Raw genomic sequence first — 19,254 nt, forward strand, 5'->3', positions numbered from 1 at the left:
ATCGTTCCATCAACCGTCGATCGAGATGCATTCTACGATCTCCAAACATCAAGAAGAACAACCGGGAAACAATATTATGAAAAAGATCTCTGTCCTCCTGGCAGCGACGGCCCTGATTTCCGTCATGGCGACGTCGGCCTGGTCCAAGACCCTTGTTTATTGCTCCGAGGGCTCGCCGGAAGGCTTCGACCCGAGCCTCTATACGGCAGGCACAACCTTCGACGCGTCGTCGCGCACGGTCTATAGCCGCCTCGTCGAATTCAAGCATGGCGGGACCGAGATCGAGCCCGGTCTGGCCGACAGCTGGAGCGTTTCGGCCGACGGCACGGAATACACCTTCAAGCTTCATCCCGGCGTCAAGTACCAGACCACCGACTTCTTCACGCCGACGCGTGATTTCAACGCCGACGACGTCGTGTTCTCCTTCGAGCGCCAGCTGAAGTCCGACAATCCGTGGAACAAGTATGTCGAGGGCGGTTCCTACGAATACGCCGCCGGCATGGGCTTCCCTGAACTGATCAAGTCGATCGCAAAGGTCGACGACCTCACCGTCAAGTTCACGCTCAACCATCCCGAAGCGCCGTTCCTCGCCGACCTCGCCATGGACTTCGCCTCGATCGTCTCCAAGGAATATGCCGACAAGCTCGCCGCCGACGGCAAGATGGCGCAGATGAACCAGCAGCCGCTCGGCACCGGCCCGTTCACCTTCGTCGCCTACCAGCCGGATGCCGTCATCCGCTATAAAGCGAACGAAACCTATTTCAAGGGCAAGGAAAAGATCGACGATCTGGTTTTCGCCATCACCTCTGATGCGGCTGTCCGTGCTCAGAAGCTGAAGGCCGGCGAATGCCATCTGATCCCCTATCCGAATGCAGCCGACGTCTCCGAGCTGAAGAAGGATAACAATCTGACCGTGCTGGAGCAGGCCGGTCTCAATGTCGGCTTCCTCGCCTACAACACGCAGATGGCTCCGTTCGACAAGCCGGAAGTTCGCCGTGCGCTCAACATGGCGATCAACAAGCAGGCGATCATCGACGCCGTCTTCCAGGGTGCTGCCGCCGTTGCCAAGAACCCGATCCCGCCGACGATGTGGTCCTATAACGACGCTGTTCAGGACGACAAGTACGATCCCGATGCTGCCAAGAAGGCTCTCGCCGATGCCGGCGTCAAGGATCTCAGCATGAAGATCTGGGCGATGCCGGTTTCGCGCCCCTATATGCTGAACGCGCGCCGCGCCGCCGAATTGATGCAGGCGGATTTCGCCAAGATCGGTGTCAAGGTCGAGATCGTCACTCATGAATGGGCCGAATATCTGAAGCTCTCCTCCGACGTGAAGCGCGACGGCGCCGTCATCCTCGGCTGGACGGGCGATAACGGTGATCCCGATAACTTCATGGATACGCTGCTCGGCTGCGATGCCGTCGGCGGCAACAACCGTGCTCAGTGGTGCAACAAGGAATATGACGACCTGATGACCAAGGCCAAGCTGACGGCCGATGTCGGCGAGCGTACGAAGGCCTATGAGCAGGCGCAGCTGATCTTCAAGAAGGAAGCTCCCTGGACGACCCTCGACCACTCGCTCGTCTTCGTTCCGATGAGCAAGAAGGTCTCCGGCTTCCAGATGGACCCGCTCGGCATTCACCGCTTCGACGGCGTCGACGTATCCGAATAACAAGAATAATGTAAGAATGCCCGGCAGAGCTGGGCGCAGCCGGCGGTCAGGGTCTCCTGACCGCCGGAAACTATTGGATACCTGCCATGTTGCGTTTTTTCATCAGCCGCTTCGCGGTGCTGATCCCGACATTTCTCGGCGTTTCCCTCATTGCCTTCTCGTTCATCCGCATGCTTCCCGGCGATCCCGTCATGCTCCTGTCGGGTGAACGTGTCATGGCGCCGGAGCGTCACGCCCAGATCATGCACGATCTCGGCTTCGACCGGCCCATGTATGTGCAGTATTTCGACTACCTCGTAAAAGTGCTGCACGGCGATCTCGGCACCTCTATCGTCACTAAGCGGCCGGTTCTCGGCGAATTCCTGACCCTGTTTCCGGCAACGCTGGAGCTTTCGCTCTGTGCCATCATCATTGCGGTCTGTCTTGGCGTGCCCGCCGGCGTCTTTGCGGCCGTCAAGCGTGGCACGTGGTTCGATCAGAGCGTAATGGGTGTTGCCCTCATCGGTTATTCCATGCCGATCTTCTGGTGGGGTCTGCTGCTCATTATCTTCTTCTCCGGCTATCTCGGCTGGACGCCGGTTTCCGGTCGAATCTCGCTGATGTATTTCTTCAAGCCGGTCACCGGTTTCATGCTGATCGACAGCCTGCTGTCAGGCCAAAAGGGGGCTTTCGCCTCCGCCGTCAGCTATCTCATCCTGCCGACCATCGTGCTGGCGACCATTCCGCTTGCCGTCATCGCGCGCCAGACGCGTTCGGCAATGCTCGAGGTTCTGGGCGAGGACTATGTCCGCACCGCGCGCTCGAAGGGCCTGAAGCCGCTGCGCGTTGTCGGCGTGCATGCGCTGCGCAATGCGATGATCCCTGTCATCACCACGATCGGTCTGCAGATCGGCGTTCTTCTTGCCGGCGCCATCCTCACCGAGACGATCTTCTCCTGGCCGGGCATCGGCAAATGGATGGTCGATTCGGTCTTCAAGCGCGATTATGCCGTGGTCCAGGGCGGTCTTCTGCTGATCGCCGGCGTCATCATGCTGGTCAATCTGATTGTTGATGTTCTCTACGGCTTCATCAATCCGCGCATTCGTCATTAGGAGCGGTCCATGAGCACGGTCACCGTCAAAACCGGCCAGCCATCCGCTCTTGCGGATTTCTGGCATTATTTCTCCCGCAACAAGGGCGCCGTCATCGGCCTGGTGGTTTTCATCATCATCCTGATCGTCGCAGTCTTCGCGCCGCTCTTTGCGCCGCATGAGCCGAACGAGCAGAACCGTGCGGTACTGCTCGCCGTGCCATTCTGGATGGAGGGCGGCAGCGCCTCCTTCCCGCTTGGAACGGATGCCGTCGGCCGCGATATCCTCTCGCGCCTGATCTACGGCGCGCGGTTTTCGCTGTTCATCGGCGTCGTCGTCGTCACGCTTTCGGTCATTTCAGGCGTGCTGATCGGCCTCGTCGCCGGATTTTTCCGCGGCAAGGTCGATACGGCGATCATGCGCCTGATGGATATCATCCTGGCCTTCCCGTCACTGCTGCTCGCTCTGGTGCTGGTGGCCGTGCTAGGGCCAGGGCTTACCAATGCGATGATCGCGATTTCGCTGGTCAACCAGCCGCATTTCGTCCGGTTGACGCGCGCCTCGGTCATTTCAGAACGCGAGAAGGAATATGTGATCGCCTCGCGTGTTGCCGGTGCCGGCACCTTCCGGTTGATGTTCAAGACGATCCTGCCGAACTGTCTTGGGCCGCTGATCGTTCAGGCGACGCTCGCCTTCTCGGCGGCGATTCTCGATGCTGCCGCCCTCGGCTTTCTCGGCATGGGCGCTCAGCCGCCGACACCCGAATGGGGGACGATGCTGGCCGAATCCCGTGAGTTCATATCGCGCGCCTGGTGGGTGGTGACATTCCCTGGTCTTGCCATCCTCATCACCGTTCTCGCCATCAATCTGATGGGCGACGGTCTGCGCGACGCACTCGATCCCAAACTGAAGAGGTCGTGATGCCACTCCTCGAGATTGAAAATCTGACTGTCGAATTCCAGACCTCTTCCGGTCTCTTCCGCGCCGTCGACGGCGTATCGCTTGCCTGCGACAAGGGCGAGATCCTGTCGGTCGTCGGCGAATCCGGCTCGGGTAAATCCGTTGCCATGCTGGCCCTCATGGGGCTTCTGCCCTGGACGGCGAAGATCACCGCCGACCGGATGCAGTTCGACGGCAAGGACCTGCGCGACATCTCCGCCCGCCAGCGCCGCAGGATCGTCGGCAAGGATATGGCGATGATCTTCCAGGAGCCGATGTCGAGCCTCAATCCTTGCTTCACGGTCGGTTTCCAGCTCGGCGAGACCCTGCGCGTGCATATGGGCCTCAACCGCAAGGAGCGCCGCCAACGCTCGATCGAGCTCTTGAACCTCGTCGGCATTCCGGCGCCGGAAGAGCGCCTGTCGAACTTCCCGCATCAGATGTCCGGCGGCATGAGCCAGCGCGTCATGATCGCCATGGCGCTCGCCTGCAATCCGAAGCTCTTGATCGCCGACGAGCCGACGACCGCGCTCGACGTGACGATCCAGGCACAGATCCTCGATCTGCTCGTTCGCCTGCAGAAGGAGCAGGGCATGGCGCTGGTGCTGATCACGCACGACATGGGTGTCGTTGCCGAAACCGCCGAACGGGTGCAGGTGCAATATGCCGGCCAGAAGGTCGAGGAACAGCCGGTGAGGGCGCTGTTCCGCGACCCGCATCATCCCTATACCGCAGCCCTGCTCGCAGCGCTGCCCGAGCGCGCCAAGGTCGGCCAGCGTCTTCCCTCGATCGCCGGTGTCGTTCCCGGGCAGCATGGTCGCCCGACAGGCTGTCTCTTTGCGCCGCGCTGCGGCTTTGCCACCGTCGAATGCGACCGTGGCGTGGTCCGCCAGGGACCGGAGCTTGGACTGGCGCTCTGCAACTATCCCTTGAAGGACGGCAAGCCGCTCGGGCATCCCGGCATCATGGCCGTTGAAACCGCAGGAGACCTCGTATGACGAGCGCTGTTCTCGAGGGCAGGGATCTCGCCCGCTTCTACACCGTCGACCGCGGCCTCTTCAAAGCTGATGCCACCGTCAAGGCGCTGAACGGCGTCAGCTTCAGCCTGCATTCCGGCAAGACGCTCGCCGTCGTCGGTGAATCCGGCTGCGGCAAGTCGACGCTCGCTCGCCTGGTCACGATGATCGAGAATCCGACTTCGGGGCAATTGCTGATCGATGGCAAGCCTGCCCATGTCGGCGACCGCAGCCTGCGCAGCCAGGTGCAGATCGTCTTCCAGAACCCCTACGGCTCGCTCAACCCGCGCCAGAAGGTTGGCTCGATCCTCGAAGAGCCGCTGAAGATCAACACCAGTCTCGACGCCGCCGCCCGCCGCCGCAAGGTGGAGGAGATGATGGCCCGCGTCGGCCTGCGTCCGGAGCATTATGGCCGCTATCCCCATATGTTCTCCGGCGGCCAGCGCCAGCGCATCGCCATTGCCCGCGCCCTGATGCTGCGGCCGAAGGTGCTGGTGCTCGACGAGCCGGTTTCGGCGCTCGACCTGTCGATCCAGGCGCAGGTGCTGAACTTGCTCATGGACCTGCAGAAGGAGATGGGTCTTGCCTATCTCTTCATCTCGCACGGCCTCTCCGTCGTCCATCATATCGCCGACGAGGTGATGGTGATGTATCTCGGCCGTCCCGTGGAAACCGGTCCCGCCGCCGAAGTCTTCGCCCGGCCGCGCCATCCCTATACGGCGGCCTTGCTGTCGGCTACGCCGATTGCTGATCCCGATCGTGCGAAGACCCGCATTCGCCTGCAGGGTGAACTGCCTTCGCCGCTGAAGCCGCCGACGGGCTGCCACTTCAATCCGCGCTGCTGGAAGGCGCAGGACTATTGCCGCCAGGTTTCTCCCGAATTAAGTGGAGAAGGCGCACAACAATATGCCTGTCATTTCCCGCTCGACTGAGCGGGGAGATAAGCTGAGGAGCAAACATGCCGGATGAGCAGATGAACAGACCCCATGCGATCGTCGTCATGGGCGTCAGCGGCTGCGGCAAGTCCTCCGTCGGCGAAAAACTCGCCGAAGCGCTGCACCTGCAGTTTATAGAGGGCGATGCGCTTCATCCGACCGCCAATGTCGAGAAGATGTCGAAGGGCATTCCGCTGACCGATGACGACCGGATGCCCTGGCTCGACCGCATCGGCGAAGAGATGAAGGCCTCGCTGGAAAAGAGCGAGGGCATCATCGTTTCCTGCTCGGCGCTGAAGCGTCTCTATCGCGACAGGCTCAGGGTTGCTGCCGGCGGCAATCTGTTCTTCGTCTATCTCGAAGGTTCCAGGGCGCTGCTGATGAAAAGGATGGGCGAGCGCAAGGGACATTTCATGCCGGTCTCGCTGCTCGACAGCCAGCTGGCGACGCTTGAGGTGCCCACAGGCGAGTCGGGCGTCGTCACGGTCGATATCGACGACACGGTGGACGGCATTGCAGCAACGGCCCTCGAAGGTCTCGCAACACTCGGCATTACGGGTTGAAACGCTGCGGCGAATAGGCCGCGATATCGATGAACGGCGTCTCGCCGGTGATAAGTTCGGCAAGCACGCGGCCGGTCACCGGACCGAGCGTCAGCCCGTGATGGGCATGGCCGAAGGCAAACCACAGGCCCTGATGGCGCGGCGCCTTGCCGATGATCGGCATCATATCCGGCGTGCAGGGGCGCGCGCCCATCCAGGGTTCGGGATCGAGCCTGCCTCCGAGCGGGAAGATCGTGCGCGCCACGGCTTCGGCGCGGTCAAGCTGGACCGGCGTCTTCGGCGCGTCGAGCGTTGCAAACTCCGCCCCGGTCGTCAGGCGGATGCCGCGGTTCATCGGCGCAAGGAGATAGCCGCGTTCGGCATCGAGCGTCCAGTTGTTGAGCACGGCATTGCCCTCGGCGGCATAGTGCATGTGATAGCCACGCTTGACGCCGAGCGGGAAGGAATAGCCGAGCCGGCGCGTCGCAACGGCCGCCCAGGGGCCGAGTGCCATCACAGCATCGTCGGCTTCGAGCGCACCTTCCGCGGTCATGATTTTCCAGCCGGAGCCGAACGGACCGAGCGAGGCGGCGTCGCCCGTGACGAACCGGCCGCCGATACTTTCGAAATAGCGGCGATAGGCTGATGTCAGCGCATGCGGATCGAGCACCGACCAGGGATCGCGCCAGCGAATACCACCGGCGAAATCGCCGGTCATATCAGGTTCCATGCGGGCGATGTCGGCCGAGGTCAGGCTGTCATACTCCACGCCGAATTCATTCCGCCAAAGTGCTGCCTCTGCGAAAGCCGCGTCGCGCTTGGCTTCGGTGCGGAAAATCTTTATCCAGCCGCCCTTGCGGATCAGCCCTTCGGCCTGCGACGCTTCGATCAGATCCTTGTGTTCGACAACCGAATTTTCGATCAGCGGCGCATAGGCCCGGGTGATGATGGCGTGGCGGCGCGCATTGGAATTCCACCAGTAGCGGGCGAGAAAGGCGATCTGACTCGGTAGCGTGCGCAGGTGATAATGTGCATCGATACGGTTATTCAGCGCATAACGCAGCAAAAGCCCGAGCTGCTGGGGAAAGCCATAGGGCATGACACCTTCGCGCTGGATCAGGCCGGCATTGCCGAACGAGGTTTCGTTGCCCGGATCCTTGCGGTCGATCAGCGTCACCTGCCGGCCGCGCCGCTGAAGATGGATGGCCGTGGAAACCCCGACGATACCGGCGCCGAGCACGATTGCGTTTTTCGTCATTTCCGCTTGCATTCCGCTTTGTCTTACGCGGTGAAAATGCCCGCGCCGATACGGCGACGCAAACGGAAAATCGCATTCATTTCAAAATCATTGCGCTTTTCAGTGCGGCATTTTCAGCCTTCACGCGGACATGGAGGATAAGCGCGTTGAAAAGGGAAAAGACAATCGCGTAAAGCGGCAGGCCGAAGGCGAGGGGAAGGACGGCGATTTCGCCGACGACGATCGCATAGTTCGGATGGCGGAGGAAACGATAGGGCCCGGAGCTGACGAGCGGCGCACCGGGCAGGATGATGATACGCGTCGTCCAGCGGCCTTTCAGCGTCGCCAGTACCCAGAGCCGCAGCGCCTGCAGCCCCATAAACACGAGAAACCAGAAGAGCGCGATCGGCCTGCCCGGTGCAGTGAGCCAAAGGCCGATGATCCAGCCTGCATGCAGCGCCACCATGACGGGATAATGCTCGGGTGCCACCTCTCTGGCGCCACCGGCAAGAAGCGCGGCCGTGTTGCTCCGGGCGAGCGCGAGTTCCGCCAGCCGCTGCAGCGTCACGAATGCCAGAAGCGCGATCGACGGCCACATCATGCTTCCCTCCGCAGCGTCACGCAGCTGGCCGAAAAGCCCGGCCCCATGGCGATCATCGCCGAGCGCGCCGGCAACCCGGCGCGGATTGCCCGCTCCAGCACGAACAGGATGGTCGGCGAGGACATGTTGCCATATTCGGCAAGCACGGCGCGCTCGTGTTCGAGCGTGCCCGGCGACAGCGAAAGCGCGCTCTCCATCGCTGCCAGCACCTTCGTGCCGCCGGGATGGCAGATGAAGCGGTCGATATCCTCCAGCTTCAACCTGTTGCGCGCCAGAATAGCACCCACCGCCGGGCCAAGCTCCTTTTCGGCAAAGGGCGGCAGCGATTGCGCCAGTACGATGCCGAAGCCGCCGTCGTCTATCTTCCAGCCCATGATATCGAGCGTGTCGGGAAAGAGATGTTCGCCGGTCGATTCCACCTCCGCCAGCCCGTCTTCGCCTGATCGCAGCACGCAGGCGGCTGCGCCGTCGCCGAAAAGCGCTGTCGCGATGATGTTCGGGCGCGTCAGCTCGTCCAGCCGGAAGGCGAGCGTGCAAAGCTCGATCGAGATGAAAAGCACAACAGTGCCCGGCCGGCCTTTCGCAAGCCGTGAGGCGATTGCAAAACCCGACACGCCAGCCGCACAGCCGAGCCCGAAGACAGGCACGCGTTCGATATCGGGCCTGAAACCCATCCGGCCAGCTAGCTGCGCATCGAGGCTCGGAGTCGTAAAACCGGTGGAGGAGACGGTTACGACACAGTCGACATCGCCGGCCTCAAGCCCTGCCTGGCGAAGGGCCGAGCTGGCAGCCTCAACAAAAAGCCTGCCCGCCACCTCTGCAAAGGCCTGCATCCGGTCCTGCCAGCCATGCGGCTCGTCGAACCAGGCAAGCGGCCGCGCCGCATGACGCTTTTCGATACCGGCGCTGTCGAAGACGCGGGCAAGATGCCGGAAATCCTCGAAGCGGTCGGCAAACAGGCGGGCAGAGGCTTCGACCGCCTGTCTTTGGAAAATGACATGTTCGGGTGTCGCAACGGCGAGGCTGACGAGTTTCACGGTATCAGTCATGGTGTCTCCTTGTCGTTCCCGGCGCAACGACTGAAAACACGCCTACGCCGAAATTATTCGGATCAGCGTGCTTCACGAAACCGTGATGAAAGAAATGCGAGGGGCAGCCGAATAAAGCCCGAAGCAGCGGTGTTCTCTCCTCGCAACGTCACTTCTAGAGGAGTTTCCCCATGACGATCACGCCAGCCCGCATCGCTTCCATCGTTCTCGGCGGCTGCCTTGTCGCTTCTGTTTTCTCCGGCCCGGTCTTTGCGATCGGCGATAACAGTAGCACAACGCCAACCTGCAAGAAGGGCGAGATCTACGACCAGAAGACCAAGAAATGCGTCAAGCAGCAGAGCGCCAACGTCTCCGACGAGAACCGCGCCGATTATGCCTATTCGCTGGCCAAGGCCGGTCGTTATGAAGAGGCGCTTGCCGTGCTCGACACCGTCAAGGACCAGAACACGGCGGAAGTTCTCAATTATCGCGGCTATGCCACCCGCAAGCTTGGCCGCACTGACGAAGGCATCTCCTACTACCTGCAATCGGTGAAGATGGACCCGCAATATGCCAAGGTCCGCGAATATCTCGGCGAAGCCTATGTCATCAAGGGCCAACTCGATCTCGCCAAGGACCAGTTGAACACGATCAAGGCGATCTGCGGCACCGATTGCGAGGAATATCAGGACTTGAACGCCGCGATCCTCGACCCTTCGAAGATCTGATCGGCCGGTCACGGGCGGGAAAACGGAACCACAAAAGGGATGTAAGAATGTCAGTCGCGCGCAGCATATTTCCTGCCTATAGTCGCGCGAGAATGGAATCGCCGGTTCATCCGGCGGTTCCGAGGGATGCAGGATTGGCGGAGGCGGCCATCGCGAGCGAAGCGGATATCAGAAGCGGCCTGACGGAAAATCTGGCAAGGCTCTGGCGTTATGGTCTCGTTCTCTCGCATCAGCGCGATGTCGCCGACGACCTGGTCCAGGCGACCTGCCTTCGTGCGCTGGAGCGCGCCGATCAGTTCATCTCCGGCACCCGGCTCGACCGCTGGCTGTTTTCGATCCTGCACTCGATCTGGCTGAACGAGATCCGCTCCCGCCGGGTGCGGCAGGGTCAGGGTTTCGTCGATGCCGGGGAGACGCTGACCTTCGACGGCGCACACGACACCGAAACGCACGTGATGGCCCATCAGGTGCTGAAACAGGTGAATGCGCTGCCTGAGGCGCAGAGGACGGTGGTTTTCCTCGCCTATGTGGAAGGACTTTCCTACCGCGAGGTTGCAGGCATACTGGATATCCCGATCGGAACCGTGATGAGCCGGCTGGCTGCTGCCCGCGCCAAGCTCTCCGGCGCCGGACCGGAAGGGGGACGGCAATGAACACGAAACACACCATTCCCTCCGACGAGGAGCTCACAGCCTTCATCGACGGCGAACTGACGGCCGAAGAGGCCGCGCGTATTGACGCCATTGTGAACGAAGACGAGAGCACCGCCGAACGGCTGGAATTCCTGGCGCGCGCCAGCCTGCCGTTCAAGCAGGCCTTCGCCCCGCTGCTGTCGGAAGCCCCGCGCGCGAAGCTGGAGACGATGCTTGCCGCCATCCCGGCGCAGCCGAGCGCAAGACCCGCCTCCACGCCCCCATTCGCCAGCCGTCGCGGCTTCCTCGGCGCGCTCGCCGCCTCGCTCGTCGCCGGCATCGCGATCGACCGCGCCGTCATCGGCATCGGCAAAGGCTTCGCGGCAAAGGACGAAAACAGCGAATGGCGCGCCGTGGTCGCCGATTATATCTCGCACTATACCGCGGAAACGCTCGCTGGCCCCGTCCCTGGCAGGGAGGACCAGGCCGCCCAGCTCGGCCCACTTGACGAAAAGCTCGGCCTCTGGCTCTCCCCCGAAGCCGTCTCGCTCCCGGGGATCGATTTCAAGCGCGCTTTGCTGCTGCAATATGACGGCAAACCGCTTGCCCAGGTCGCCTATCTCGACCCCGAGACTGGCCCGATGGCGCTCTGCATCGTCCGCTCCGATGCCGGTCCCAAAGCGCCGGATCTCGAAAGCCGCAAGGGCATGAACGTCGTCTACTGGTCGAACGGCACGCACGCCTTCATGCTGATCGGCCATGCCTCGGCGGACAGGATGACGGCAATTGCCGAAGGGGTGCGGGGGAAGGTGGCGGCCTGACCTGCTATTGGCCCGGCCTGAAATCGTGGGTTGACAAATCCTGCTATCGATTTCGTTTCAGGAACTGACCGAGGCGGTTCACAAGCTTCGATGCCCAGAACATGAGGGTCGAGACCCTTAAGCCGTGATCAGCAAGGGCACGCAGCACTTCCTTGTTCTGACGCGATATGTTCTGAATGTTTTTGTTTGTGGCGCCCCCCAAGCGCATCCTCACCAACACGCGGGGGATATAAAGGGTCCTGATGCGCGTGACTTCCAGAAATCGCATCATAAGTTCGACGTCGGCTGCCAGCCGATAACGCAGATCGAAGGTCCCGAACCGTTCATAGATGCGACGCCGAACATAGAATGTAGGATGCGGCGGACACCAGCCCCTTCTAAAAAAACCGGGTTCAAACGCACAGGATTTCCAATAACGGACCTTGCGATCGGGATGCTGGTTGGAAACATAGATGAGATCGCCATAGCAGCCATCATAGGCTTCATCGTCCAGCGCGGCCGCCACGGTTTCGAGGGAGTCGCTGCTCTCGAAAGTGTCGTCCGCATTCAAAAAGCCGATGATGTCGCCGCTCGCAAGGCCAATCCCCTTGTTCATGGCCTCATAGATACCTCCGTCCCGTCCCGAAAGTACGCGGCGGTTGTCCGCCGGCGCCAAAGCGATGATGGCGAGCGTGGAATCGCTTGAGCCACCGTCAATGATGATGTGCTCAAAATCGCGGTAGGTTTGCGTGTCGATGGACTGCAACGTATCGGCAATGGTCCGCTCGGCGTTCCAGCAAACAGTGATGAGGCTTATCCGGGGGGTACGTGCATCGGCGGTGTCTGCAGCCATTTTGACGGGTGTCTTGCTTACATTCTAAGGGGCGAAATCTGGCCAACCCGTAGCAGACGGAAAGGCGGCGTCGCAATCCAGTACTGCAGATTATTCTTGATCAATGCAGAAGGTCCCTTGTCTTCGAAGAAAAAGCTGCGCAAGGGCATCCTGCTAGCCGGGGGCTCGAGCACTCGGCTCCATCCCGCGCCCCTCGCCGTTTCGAAGCAACTTCTTCCGGTTCTTGACACGCCATATCTCATTGTATCCAGGCCTTGCGGCGTGAGCTTGAACTGCACCCGTGCCCGCACATCCGCTCCTACGCAGTTGGAGCGTTCCGTTGAATTCTCTTAAGTGCGATCGCCTGACCTTGCGGGAGAGCGGGCTGGAATTTCTAGATCGGCCTTAGCACGAAGAGAAGGCTGTCGCCCTTGCCTGCGGCATCGAGAATTCGATTGCCCAATCCCATCACCATCCCGGCCCCACGTGCGCCGCGCGATAGGGCTACGTTCTTCAGCCGAGTGAAGAACGGTGGCCTGACTTGGATTGCATCAGCATTGTGCGTCCAGGTGGATGATGACTTGCCCTCCTGCTTCCGCTCGCGTGCGGTGCGTAATTGCAGGACCGACCAGAGATTAGGCGTAACCGTTCTGACGTTTTCGACCTTGTAACCAAACTTGCCGGCGAGTTTGGTAAAGGAGGTGCGGTTGAAATGATTTTGGTGATAGGGAATGTGCCAATTGATCCAGCGGTCTTTCCAGATCTTGTGATGAAACGAGCCCGTATTGGGGAACGCCATGATCACGCGACCCTGGGGGGTGAGACGTTCTCTTACCGCCTGCAGCATGGCCGAGGGATCCGGCACATGTTCGAGCACCTGATTCAATACAATCAGGTCGAACTTCATGTCGGGAAAAGGCAGATCGTAAATGTTGCCTATATGGACTTGCAAACCAAAGTGATCGGCAATCGTCCGCACATTCGGATCCGCCTCGATCCCCCAGCTTTCGATTCCCTTGTTGCGCATTTCAAGGAGTGAAATGCATGAGCCGCAACCGACATCAAGTACCTTCTCACCAGGTTGCGCCAGATAGTGGCCTTGGTGGTCGGTGCCGGCCATCCAACGATTGAAAGCGGCGAAAGGCTTGTTTACCAGCGCAGCTTCTCGCTCTATGGCGGAGAAATCAACTTCCCGGCGTGGATAATACGTACTGTAAAGCCCAGGTAGGTCCTCTTCCGTCAGCGGCGGTGTCGTCGTCATATGACCGCAAGACACGCATCTCTCGATCGAATAGACACCGGGGCAGCCGTATCGATCGTCGGATATGCGCTCGATAAATGTTTCCATATTCGAACCGCAGGCAATACACTGCATCTGATGATCGCTCTTCATCGCGTCGTTATTGTCCTTTTTCATTTCTTCGCTCGCAGAGCATGGGCCGTCCGGATAATCATGAAGGCCCCCATGCGCAATGGCGCTGTCATCCGTTGCAAGGGTGTGCCGATCAAAGAATAGAACGCGACCCGCTGAAATACATTGTGGGGCGAGCGCCGGCCAAAATGTTTCTTCCACGAAGACGTATTCGACACGTGAGCGCCGTAGACGGGCGGTGAATAAACTATGGCTTCGCTGGAAACAAGCAGTTGTACGCCCGTTCGCGCGAAGCGCATGGATATTTCGTAATCGGCCATATAATGCGGCAGGAAACGCGGACGCATGGTTCCATGCCGTTTGAACAGTTCCGCGGGAAACAACGTTCCGCGACCGCTGAGCGCATCCGCCTGATAGAGCGGCTTAGGATTCCGGCGCTCCCCTTCGCTCAACTCGGCGAGAATGTCCCATACTGCAATGCGATTTATGTTCAAGCGCGGTCCAACGCCCGTCAAAGGCGGGTCGCTCTCCTCCTCGTGAACGACGCTGCCGACAATAGCATCCCGATTTTCGCGTGAACACCGTATCAATGTCTCGACATAGGTCGGGCCAAACCACGTGTCATTGTTGACGAACAGGATGTAGTCTTCGGGGCCGCAGTCGGGCAGAACCCGCTTCAGGCCGACTTCTATGGCTCCGCCCCACCACAGATTGCCGTCGCCTCTTATGCTCGTCACGTCAGGCTGCGTCGCGAGGAACTCAGCCGTTTCATCGGTGGAGCCGTCATCGATGATAACAATTCGAATATTGTCGACAACCGTTTGGGCCCTCAAGGCCGCTATGACTTTGCGAGTGTGCTCAAGTCGGTTGAAGACCGGAACTAGGACGTTTACACGCATCAAATATTGTCGTCTTTCGTTACGAACCAACAGAAATCTGGCCGTTGCACAAAAGACACATCGGTGACAGCGAACCGCGCGTTTGTTCTATCAACCAGTATTGACGCAGGATGAAGGCGCTTCATTCTTCGAACCAAGCCTGGAAAGGCCGCCTCTCAAATTCGTCCAGTGCTCCGCCGGGTGTGGAATTGACGATGCGGATACCATTCGATTTGGCAATATTTGAGATGGCTCGATACTGCCGCCACAGTCGCGCCAGCTGTTGGAACTCATCGTGAAGGGTCCTCGTCAAGGTGCCGTCCGCATTTACGGTGAAGTCTTTTCCCTTTTGCACCTTGAGGTCGAACGCGTATCTATAGGTTGACGACAGGAAACGATCGTGGTCGACGCCGAGCAGGATGATCTCTTTGAAACCAAGATACATCGCTATCATCAAGGCCATCACCGGCACCGACTCGACACGAGGGACCGGTTGAGAGATATCGACGATTTCCTCTGATGTTCTTTCGTCGAAGCTTTCACCGAGCACGAGATACCGAACCGTTCGCCCTGAAAACAGATTGTGTTTTCGAACCAGCTCCGCTTCAGTGGAACTGAGAAACAGTTCCGCGGCGCCCAAGTGCGAATGCATCTCTTTAAACCAGTCGATCACATCCTCCGATGTCATCGATACGTAGGTAATTTGCGGAACACAATGATAACGAGACTGGAACTTGTCGAAATCGGAGTGCAGGTAACCATTGGAAACGGTTATAACGGTTTCGCCCTGAAGTTGCGACAGATCCAGGCCCTTGACGCTCGGGCCATTGCCTAAAATAAAACAGCGCTGCCCCGCGTGCAGACCAGCAAGCTGTCTATTTTCTGCCAGCGAACTCGCGACATCAGCAGAGAGATTGTGACGATTTTTTAGCCTGCGCTTCAGCTCATGCACACCATAGGGGAGCAGCATGGAGCCAAAGGTCAAAATCTTCCTCAAAGCTGCAGCCACTTTACCACCTCAAAAACCTCCGCGTATTTTACACCGATGCGCTGGCCGGCATTCTCGGCTTCGTTGCGGAAGAAGCTCACCCATTTCCGCCCCGTGCGCTCCATCTCGGATTCATGGGCAAGGATCGCCTTCTCCTTCTGGTCCCAATGGGAGGTGATGTCGACGTAGAAATTCCCCCTGAAATCGACGGTCGAATGATACCAGTTGCTGCGGTACATCAGGAGGCGGGGCACATGGCGGCAGCTGTGCAGTGACGCCCGCGACAAGGCCAGATGGTCATGGTGGATGTCTCCGACCCAGTGGGTGTAAACCATATCGATCTTCAGATCCTGGACGAGCTTGAGGATCTCGATATTCAGCGGGTCGACGAATTCGATCTGGAGCGTTTTGAACTCGCCGCAGAACATTTTGTGGACGCCGAGAATTTCCATCGCGGCATCCGCTTCCGCTCTGGCGACCTGGCTGCTGCGCACGGACTGATCATACTGGTTTGAAAAGCCGGATACGGTCGCGACATAGACATACACCGTGTCGCCGTTTACAGCATGACGTGCCAGTGCACCGCCACAGCCCAGTTCCACGTCGTCAAAATGGGCACCGATCGCGAGAATATTCATTTGCAACTCCAGAGCAGGTCACGCGTGCCTGCAATACCACAATTCAGCAGTGTGTCGAGAATGCTGAGATAGGGCATGAACTCGCCGAAGGGCTGCGGATAGACGGGATGGACGAAATGCTGCCATTCGATCTCGATCCCGGCTGCCTCGAACACCTCAGGCCGCATGTAGTCGCGCGCGCCCAGACCTGAGAGGTAACGCGTTGCTCCGACTTTCCGCAGCAGTTCGACAAGCAACTCATTCTTATGCCCCTCAGGGCTTAACGTGCTCGCCCGCACCGTCGGCATGGTTATCTCAAGCATCTCCAGAATGCCTTCGAGGAAATGCATGTTAAAATCGGCCAACAGCTCGAACCGCTTGCCGTAGAGGGCCTCGATACGGGGAAAGACCTCGCTCCAACCGGCAGACTTGCGATAATTTTCGCGAAGCAGGGAAAGGTTTTGGTCTATCCAGCCGGTGCCGGGCGCCAGTTCCACGGCATTGATCGCAGTGCCGAGACTTGGCTTTCTGATGCCAACGGTGAGCCACCGATCGCCCTGCGCCGTCTTTATCTTATCCCGATGCGTCCAGCTTTTGCTCGTGCCATGGACAAACTGAACGTGATCCAGAACGATATAGAGGTCGGCGTTCAGAAAACGCTGGAAAAAGCCGAGATATGAAGCGAAGTCTGGTTGATGGATAACCGCTGTAATGGTCATGCAGCCAATCTTTCCAGCAAGTCGGCAACGCGGCCGACCCCGCCAAGGTCGACCTTGGTCATAGCAGTCTCGCTCATGCTCCGGATGGGGATCGGCGTTTCCAGGATGCCGAGATCGAACGCCGAGTGATGCCCGGCAAAGAACGCCACTCCCAGATCTTCGAGCGCACGCCCGACCGGGATTTCAAAAGGTTCGTTGGCGATCACCACACACGGCAGGCCCGCCGCACAGGCTTCGAATGGGGTAACACCGCCGCCGGTAATCGCCAGATCGTGCCCATGCATCTCTGCCGCAAGCGATGGCACCTGGTTGAGCAGTTTGAACCGACCCGGTGCAGCGGTCGCGACGACCTCTTCAAGCTCCCTCATGTGTTGGAAGCTCGGGCCAGTGACGATGGTGACGGGAAAAGACTTGCTGCTCAGCCATTTGGCAACGCGGACGGTCACTCCGTAGGTATCGGCGCCGCCGAGCGTGACAAGGATCGATGCAAGGCTTTGCCGAAGCCTGCGATAACTAGCGATTTCAGGATTGAGTATCATATACTCCACCCCCAGCCGAACATCCTTGCCCTTGAGATCCTCAGTCTCTTCGAACAGGAGAGCGCAGATATTCATGTCGGCAAGTTCCGCGCCATCACCACGATCATCAAAGGTAACGAGCTTGGCGCCCAAACGCTTAATCGCCTCGCTGTGGCATCGCTGCGTGTTCAGGCGGTCATTAATCCAGACTGAAGATGATGCATCGGGTTCAATAAAGCCATTCTCCCATCCGGTCACGGAGGCGAGATCATAAAGCGCCACATCAAAGCCGCGCTCTCGGATGACCCTCAACGAATTCGGATGATCGTTCGCTAAAAATAGGACCGGATGACCGCGTGAACGCAGTTCGGTGGCGAGCGTCAACGACCGAAACAGATGCCCCATGCCGCGTGCATGTGAACTTTCTATGCAGAAGACGAACATAGTCTGATCGCTTCTTCTGTCCCAACCCAGTTCCCACCCCCCCGCGTTGCCAGAGCACAAGCACGTCTCCAGTCTTCCTCAGTATCTACCGTCAGGCGCAGATTTGGGGATATTTTGGCTGGAGGCACATCGAGCTGGCCAATCTTGAACAACTCCGGCCGATCCGTGAAGTATTCATTCACGTGCTCGCGATGGTGCGGCAGCATCCCCTCTCGATGACTGCGTGAGAGCGCTTCGAACGTAAATATCTCGGCGCCGACACCGATGGGCAACTGACCGAACGCGTGCGTGTAGTCGAATCCCTGCTTTTGGTGCAGGTCGATCAGCCTCTCCAGCTCCTCGATATCAGTGAAGGGATTGTCCGCCGTCAATCGCACGATATCCGACATCCCAAGCGATCTCGCACATTCGAAATAGCGATCGAGAACATCGGCCTCGTCTCCGCGAAAGCAGCTGACGCCGTGCTTGAGGCACCAAGTTTCGATAATGTCGTTCTCGCCGGCCAATGATGTCGCGACGACGATCTTGGCCGGCCGCTTCAGCATCTGAAGCCTGCCAAGGACATGTGCGAGAAGCGGCTTGCCGGAAATGTCGCGAAGCACCTTTCCCGGCAATCGGGTGGATCCCATTCGCGCTTGGATGATGATTCCAAGCCTCACGCCAGATCGCTCCACTGGAGGACGGCATCGCCATCGAGATCCCTTATCAATCGTCGCCCGGCGAGAGTGTCGAGATGCTTAGGCTCGATTCCCGTCCCCGGCCGCTTAACCGAAATGTCGCCGGGGGAGATGAATTCACCGGCTTTGAGCGGTCGATTGAGAACGACGCTCTTGCGGTTGTTCAATCTGGTTGTCGCCTCGCTTGCAGCCGGTTCCTTGCGACCACTGCCTTTCATCACCTCGAACGCGCGTATCGCATCCACAAGCCATTTCATTTCCGCCGGATCGGCCGAGAGCATGTGGTCGGGACCATCGGCGGCCTTGTCGTAGGTGAAATGCCGCTCGATGACCCGGGCGCCCATCGCGGCCGCACAAAGGCTCGCGACAGGGTTCAATGTATGGTCGGAATAGCCAACGTCGAGATCCGGAAACGCCTCCATCATCGTTTGCATTGCACGCAGGTTCACATTTTCCGGATGCGTCGGATAGCTTGTGATGGCGTGCAGCAGAATGAGCTTCTGATTACCCGCCTCCTTGATTGCGGCAACGGATTCCCGAACTTCGTCGAGCGTCGACATCCCCGTCGACAGGATTATCGGCTTTCCCGTTTTTGACAGATAGCGGAGAAAGGGAATGTTGACCGCATCGTCCGAACCCACCTTGTGGGCACCAACCCCGCACTTCTCCAGTAGATCGACATCTGTTTCGTGTGAGGGCGACGAAAACCAGTCCAGCCCATGCTCCTCGGCATAGCGGAAAATCGCTTCGTGAAGCTCGTGACCGATTTCATATTTGCGGAAAAGCTCGAATTGCGAGGTAACGCCGGTGTTTTCCATATCGAACATGGCGTTGCGGCTCGAGAGGGTCTCCGCGCGATAAGTCTGGAGCTTGACAGCGTCTACGCCGGACGACTTTGCCTCGTCGACCAGCCGTCTTGCCTGGTCAAAAGTCGTAAAATTCCCGCCGATTTCGGCGATAATATAACACCGGTCAGGTCGGTAGTTCCGGAACATCTGCTACTCCCGCA

21 protein-coding genes and 1 pseudogene are annotated in these 19,254 nt (G+C 59.2%); 10 read left to right on the plus strand and 12 right to left on the minus strand.

The genetic code is table 11. The annotated features are described in order from the left end of the window. The first annotated feature begins 76 nt into the window (after positions 1 to 76). The 6 genes from N2A41_RS02045 (at position 77) to N2A41_RS02070 (ending at position 6,195) form a co-directional block, all read left to right on the plus strand. The gene (locus tag N2A41_RS02045; RefSeq protein ID WP_260110116.1) at positions 77 to 1,672 is read left to right on the plus strand and encodes an ABC transporter substrate-binding protein; all 1,596 of its coding nucleotides are present in this window, start codon (positions 77 to 79) and stop codon (positions 1,670 to 1,672) included. Between the two features lie 86 nt (positions 1,673 to 1,758). Beyond that, positions 1,759 to 2,763 carry an ABC transporter permease subunit gene (locus N2A41_RS02050; RefSeq protein WP_017967109.1) on the plus strand — a complete coding sequence of 335 codons (1,005 nt, stop codon included), beginning with the start codon at positions 1,759 to 1,761 and terminating at the stop codon, positions 2,761 to 2,763. Between the two features lie 9 nt (positions 2,764 to 2,772). Further along, on the plus strand, positions 2,773 to 3,663 hold the full coding sequence (locus tag N2A41_RS02055; RefSeq protein WP_017967110.1) for an ABC transporter permease subunit: 891 nt from the start codon (positions 2,773 to 2,775) through the stop codon (positions 3,661 to 3,663). Next, a complete protein-coding gene (locus N2A41_RS02060; RefSeq protein ID WP_162119480.1) occupies positions 3,663 to 4,679 on the plus strand; it encodes an ABC transporter ATP-binding protein in 1,017 nt (338 codons plus the stop codon). The genes N2A41_RS02055 and N2A41_RS02060 overlap by 1 nt, the downstream gene beginning before the upstream one ends. After that, positions 4,676 to 5,629 carry a peptide ABC transporter ATP-binding protein gene (locus N2A41_RS02065; protein ID WP_260110117.1) on the plus strand — a complete coding sequence of 318 codons (954 nt, stop codon included), beginning with the start codon at positions 4,676 to 4,678 and terminating at the stop codon, positions 5,627 to 5,629. The genes N2A41_RS02060 and N2A41_RS02065 overlap by 4 nt, the downstream gene beginning before the upstream one ends. Before the next feature lie 26 nt (positions 5,630 to 5,655). Then, positions 5,656 to 6,195 carry a gluconokinase gene (locus N2A41_RS02070; RefSeq protein WP_260110118.1) on the plus strand — a complete coding sequence of 180 codons (540 nt, stop codon included), beginning with the start codon at positions 5,656 to 5,658 and terminating at the stop codon, positions 6,193 to 6,195. On the opposite strand, the gene N2A41_RS02075 is transcribed toward N2A41_RS02070, so the two are convergent. The 3 genes from N2A41_RS02075 to N2A41_RS02085 form a co-directional block, all read right to left on the minus strand. Next, entirely contained in the window at positions 6,185 to 7,432 is a 1,248-nt protein-coding gene (locus N2A41_RS02075) for an NAD(P)/FAD-dependent oxidoreductase (protein WP_260110119.1), read from the minus strand. The two genes, N2A41_RS02070 and N2A41_RS02075, sit on opposite strands and share 11 nt — an antisense overlap. Positions 7,433 to 7,508: 76 nt before the next feature. Beyond that, positions 7,509 to 8,012, minus strand: a complete 504-nt coding sequence (locus N2A41_RS02080) for an isoprenylcysteine carboxyl methyltransferase family protein (protein WP_260110120.1) — start codon at positions 8,010 to 8,012, stop codon at positions 7,509 to 7,511. After that, positions 8,009 to 9,061, minus strand: a complete 1,053-nt coding sequence (locus N2A41_RS02085) for a type III polyketide synthase (protein WP_260110121.1) — start codon at positions 9,059 to 9,061, stop codon at positions 8,009 to 8,011. Before N2A41_RS02085 ends, N2A41_RS02080 begins: the two co-directional genes overlap by 4 nt. Positions 9,062 to 9,231: 170 nt before the next feature. Here N2A41_RS02085 and N2A41_RS02090 point away from each other — a divergent pair, with 170 nt between their 5' ends. Genes N2A41_RS02090 through N2A41_RS02100 form a run of 3 tightly spaced genes read left to right on the plus strand, consistent with a single transcriptional unit; the run spans position 9,232 to position 11,221 of the window. Further along, on the plus strand, positions 9,232 to 9,768 hold the full coding sequence (locus N2A41_RS02090) for a tetratricopeptide repeat protein (RefSeq protein WP_260110122.1): 537 nt from the start codon (positions 9,232 to 9,234) through the stop codon (positions 9,766 to 9,768). A gap of 47 nt (positions 9,769 to 9,815) precedes the next feature. Continuing rightward, positions 9,816 to 10,421, plus strand: a complete 606-nt coding sequence (locus N2A41_RS02095; RefSeq protein ID WP_260057343.1) for an RNA polymerase sigma factor — start codon at positions 9,816 to 9,818, stop codon at positions 10,419 to 10,421. Next, on the plus strand, positions 10,418 to 11,221 hold the full coding sequence (locus N2A41_RS02100) for an anti-sigma factor family protein (protein ID WP_260110123.1): 804 nt from the start codon (positions 10,418 to 10,420) through the stop codon (positions 11,219 to 11,221). The genes N2A41_RS02095 and N2A41_RS02100 overlap by 4 nt, the downstream gene beginning before the upstream one ends. Before the next feature lie 43 nt (positions 11,222 to 11,264). Here N2A41_RS02100 and N2A41_RS02105 read toward each other — a convergent pair whose 3' ends face one another. After that, the gene (locus N2A41_RS02105) at positions 11,265 to 12,053 is read right to left on the minus strand and encodes a glycosyltransferase family 2 protein (RefSeq protein WP_260110124.1); all 789 of its coding nucleotides are present in this window, start codon (positions 12,051 to 12,053) and stop codon (positions 11,265 to 11,267) included. Positions 12,054 to 12,170: 117 nt separating this feature from the next. Between N2A41_RS02105 and N2A41_RS02110 the strand changes: the two are divergent. Next, a pseudogene (locus tag N2A41_RS02110) lies at positions 12,171 to 12,293 on the plus strand (sugar phosphate nucleotidyltransferase); the annotation flags it as partial. 133 nt (positions 12,294 to 12,426) lie between these two features. Here N2A41_RS02110 and N2A41_RS02115 read toward each other — a convergent pair. From N2A41_RS02115 to N2A41_RS02150, 8 genes are all read right to left on the minus strand, one after another. Next, on the minus strand, positions 12,427 to 13,449 hold the full coding sequence (locus tag N2A41_RS02115) for a class I SAM-dependent methyltransferase (protein ID WP_138390730.1): 1,023 nt from the start codon (positions 13,447 to 13,449) through the stop codon (positions 12,427 to 12,429). Further along, positions 13,446 to 14,303, minus strand: coding sequence for a glycosyltransferase family 2 protein (locus N2A41_RS02120; protein WP_260110125.1), 858 nt, complete (start codon positions 14,301 to 14,303; stop codon positions 13,446 to 13,448). Before N2A41_RS02120 ends, N2A41_RS02115 begins: the two co-directional genes overlap by 4 nt. Before the next feature lie 121 nt (positions 14,304 to 14,424). Then, entirely contained in the window at positions 14,425 to 15,291 is an 867-nt protein-coding gene (locus N2A41_RS02125; protein ID WP_260057346.1) for a hypothetical protein, read from the minus strand. Further along, complete coding sequence (locus tag N2A41_RS02130; protein ID WP_260057347.1) at positions 15,276 to 15,908, minus strand: PIG-L deacetylase family protein; 633 nt, start codon at positions 15,906 to 15,908, stop codon at positions 15,276 to 15,278. Before N2A41_RS02130 ends, N2A41_RS02125 begins: the two co-directional genes overlap by 16 nt. Next, positions 15,905 to 16,606, minus strand: coding sequence for a WbqC family protein (locus N2A41_RS02135; protein WP_222281630.1), 702 nt, complete (start codon positions 16,604 to 16,606; stop codon positions 15,905 to 15,907). Before N2A41_RS02135 ends, N2A41_RS02130 begins: the two co-directional genes overlap by 4 nt. Then, positions 16,603 to 17,568 carry a PseG/SpsG family protein gene (locus tag N2A41_RS02140; protein ID WP_162119357.1) on the minus strand — a complete coding sequence of 322 codons (966 nt, stop codon included), beginning with the start codon at positions 17,566 to 17,568 and terminating at the stop codon, positions 16,603 to 16,605. Before N2A41_RS02140 ends, N2A41_RS02135 begins: the two co-directional genes overlap by 4 nt. After that, positions 17,550 to 18,227, minus strand: a complete 678-nt coding sequence (locus tag N2A41_RS02145) for a glycosyltransferase family protein (RefSeq protein ID WP_260110126.1) — start codon at positions 18,225 to 18,227, stop codon at positions 17,550 to 17,552. The genes N2A41_RS02140 and N2A41_RS02145 overlap by 19 nt, the downstream gene beginning before the upstream one ends. After that, the gene (locus N2A41_RS02150) at positions 18,224 to 19,240 is read right to left on the minus strand and encodes an N-acetylneuraminate synthase family protein (RefSeq protein ID WP_260110127.1); all 1,017 of its coding nucleotides are present in this window, start codon (positions 19,238 to 19,240) and stop codon (positions 18,224 to 18,226) included. The genes N2A41_RS02145 and N2A41_RS02150 overlap by 4 nt, the downstream gene beginning before the upstream one ends. Between the last annotated feature and the right edge of the window lie 14 nt (positions 19,241 to 19,254).

It is taken from the genome of Rhizobium sp. SRDI969, from assembly GCF_025152725.1.
GTDB lineage: Bacteria > Pseudomonadota > Alphaproteobacteria > Rhizobiales > Rhizobiaceae > Rhizobium > Rhizobium leguminosarum_I.

Coding starts and splice junctions, on each gene's coding strand:
- N2A41_RS02090 (WP_260110122.1), top strand. CDS start 9,232: ATGACGATCACGCCAGCCCGCATCGCTTCCATCGTTCTCGGCGGCTGC.
- N2A41_RS02140 (WP_162119357.1), bottom strand. CDS start 17,568: ATGTTCGTCTTCTGCATAGAAAGTTCACATGCACGCGGCATGGGGCAT.
- N2A41_RS02080 (WP_260110120.1), bottom strand. CDS start 8,012: ATGATGTGGCCGTCGATCGCGCTTCTGGCATTCGTGACGCTGCAGCGG.
- N2A41_RS02060 (WP_162119480.1), top strand. CDS start 3,663: ATGCCACTCCTCGAGATTGAAAATCTGACTGTCGAATTCCAGACCTCT.
- N2A41_RS02130 (WP_260057347.1), bottom strand. CDS start 15,908: ATGAATATTCTCGCGATCGGTGCCCATTTTGACGACGTGGAACTGGGC.
- N2A41_RS02045 (WP_260110116.1), top strand. CDS start 77: ATGAAAAAGATCTCTGTCCTCCTGGCAGCGACGGCCCTGATTTCCGTC.
- N2A41_RS02050 (WP_017967109.1), top strand. CDS start 1,759: ATGTTGCGTTTTTTCATCAGCCGCTTCGCGGTGCTGATCCCGACATTT.
- N2A41_RS02135 (WP_222281630.1), bottom strand. CDS start 16,606: ATGACCATTACAGCGGTTATCCATCAACCAGACTTCGCTTCATATCTC.
- N2A41_RS02070 (WP_260110118.1), top strand. CDS start 5,656: ATGCCGGATGAGCAGATGAACAGACCCCATGCGATCGTCGTCATGGGC.
- N2A41_RS02100 (WP_260110123.1), top strand. CDS start 10,418: ATGAACACGAAACACACCATTCCCTCCGACGAGGAGCTCACAGCCTTC.
- N2A41_RS02120 (WP_260110125.1), bottom strand. CDS start 14,303: ATGCGTGTAAACGTCCTAGTTCCGGTCTTCAACCGACTTGAGCACACT.
- N2A41_RS02075 (WP_260110119.1), bottom strand. CDS start 7,432: ATGACGAAAAACGCAATCGTGCTCGGCGCCGGTATCGTCGGGGTTTCC.
- N2A41_RS02115 (WP_138390730.1), bottom strand. CDS start 13,449: ATGAAAAAGGACAATAACGACGCGATGAAGAGCGATCATCAGATGCAG.
- N2A41_RS02085 (WP_260110121.1), bottom strand. CDS start 9,061: ATGACTGATACCGTGAAACTCGTCAGCCTCGCCGTTGCGACACCCGAA.
- N2A41_RS02055 (WP_017967110.1), top strand. CDS start 2,773: ATGAGCACGGTCACCGTCAAAACCGGCCAGCCATCCGCTCTTGCGGAT.
- N2A41_RS02105 (WP_260110124.1), bottom strand. CDS start 12,053: ATGGCTGCAGACACCGCCGATGCACGTACCCCCCGGATAAGCCTCATC.
- N2A41_RS02065 (WP_260110117.1), top strand. CDS start 4,676: ATGACGAGCGCTGTTCTCGAGGGCAGGGATCTCGCCCGCTTCTACACC.
- N2A41_RS02150 (WP_260110127.1), bottom strand. CDS start 19,240: ATGTTCCGGAACTACCGACCTGACCGGTGTTATATTATCGCCGAAATC.
- N2A41_RS02095 (WP_260057343.1), top strand. CDS start 9,816: ATGTCAGTCGCGCGCAGCATATTTCCTGCCTATAGTCGCGCGAGAATG.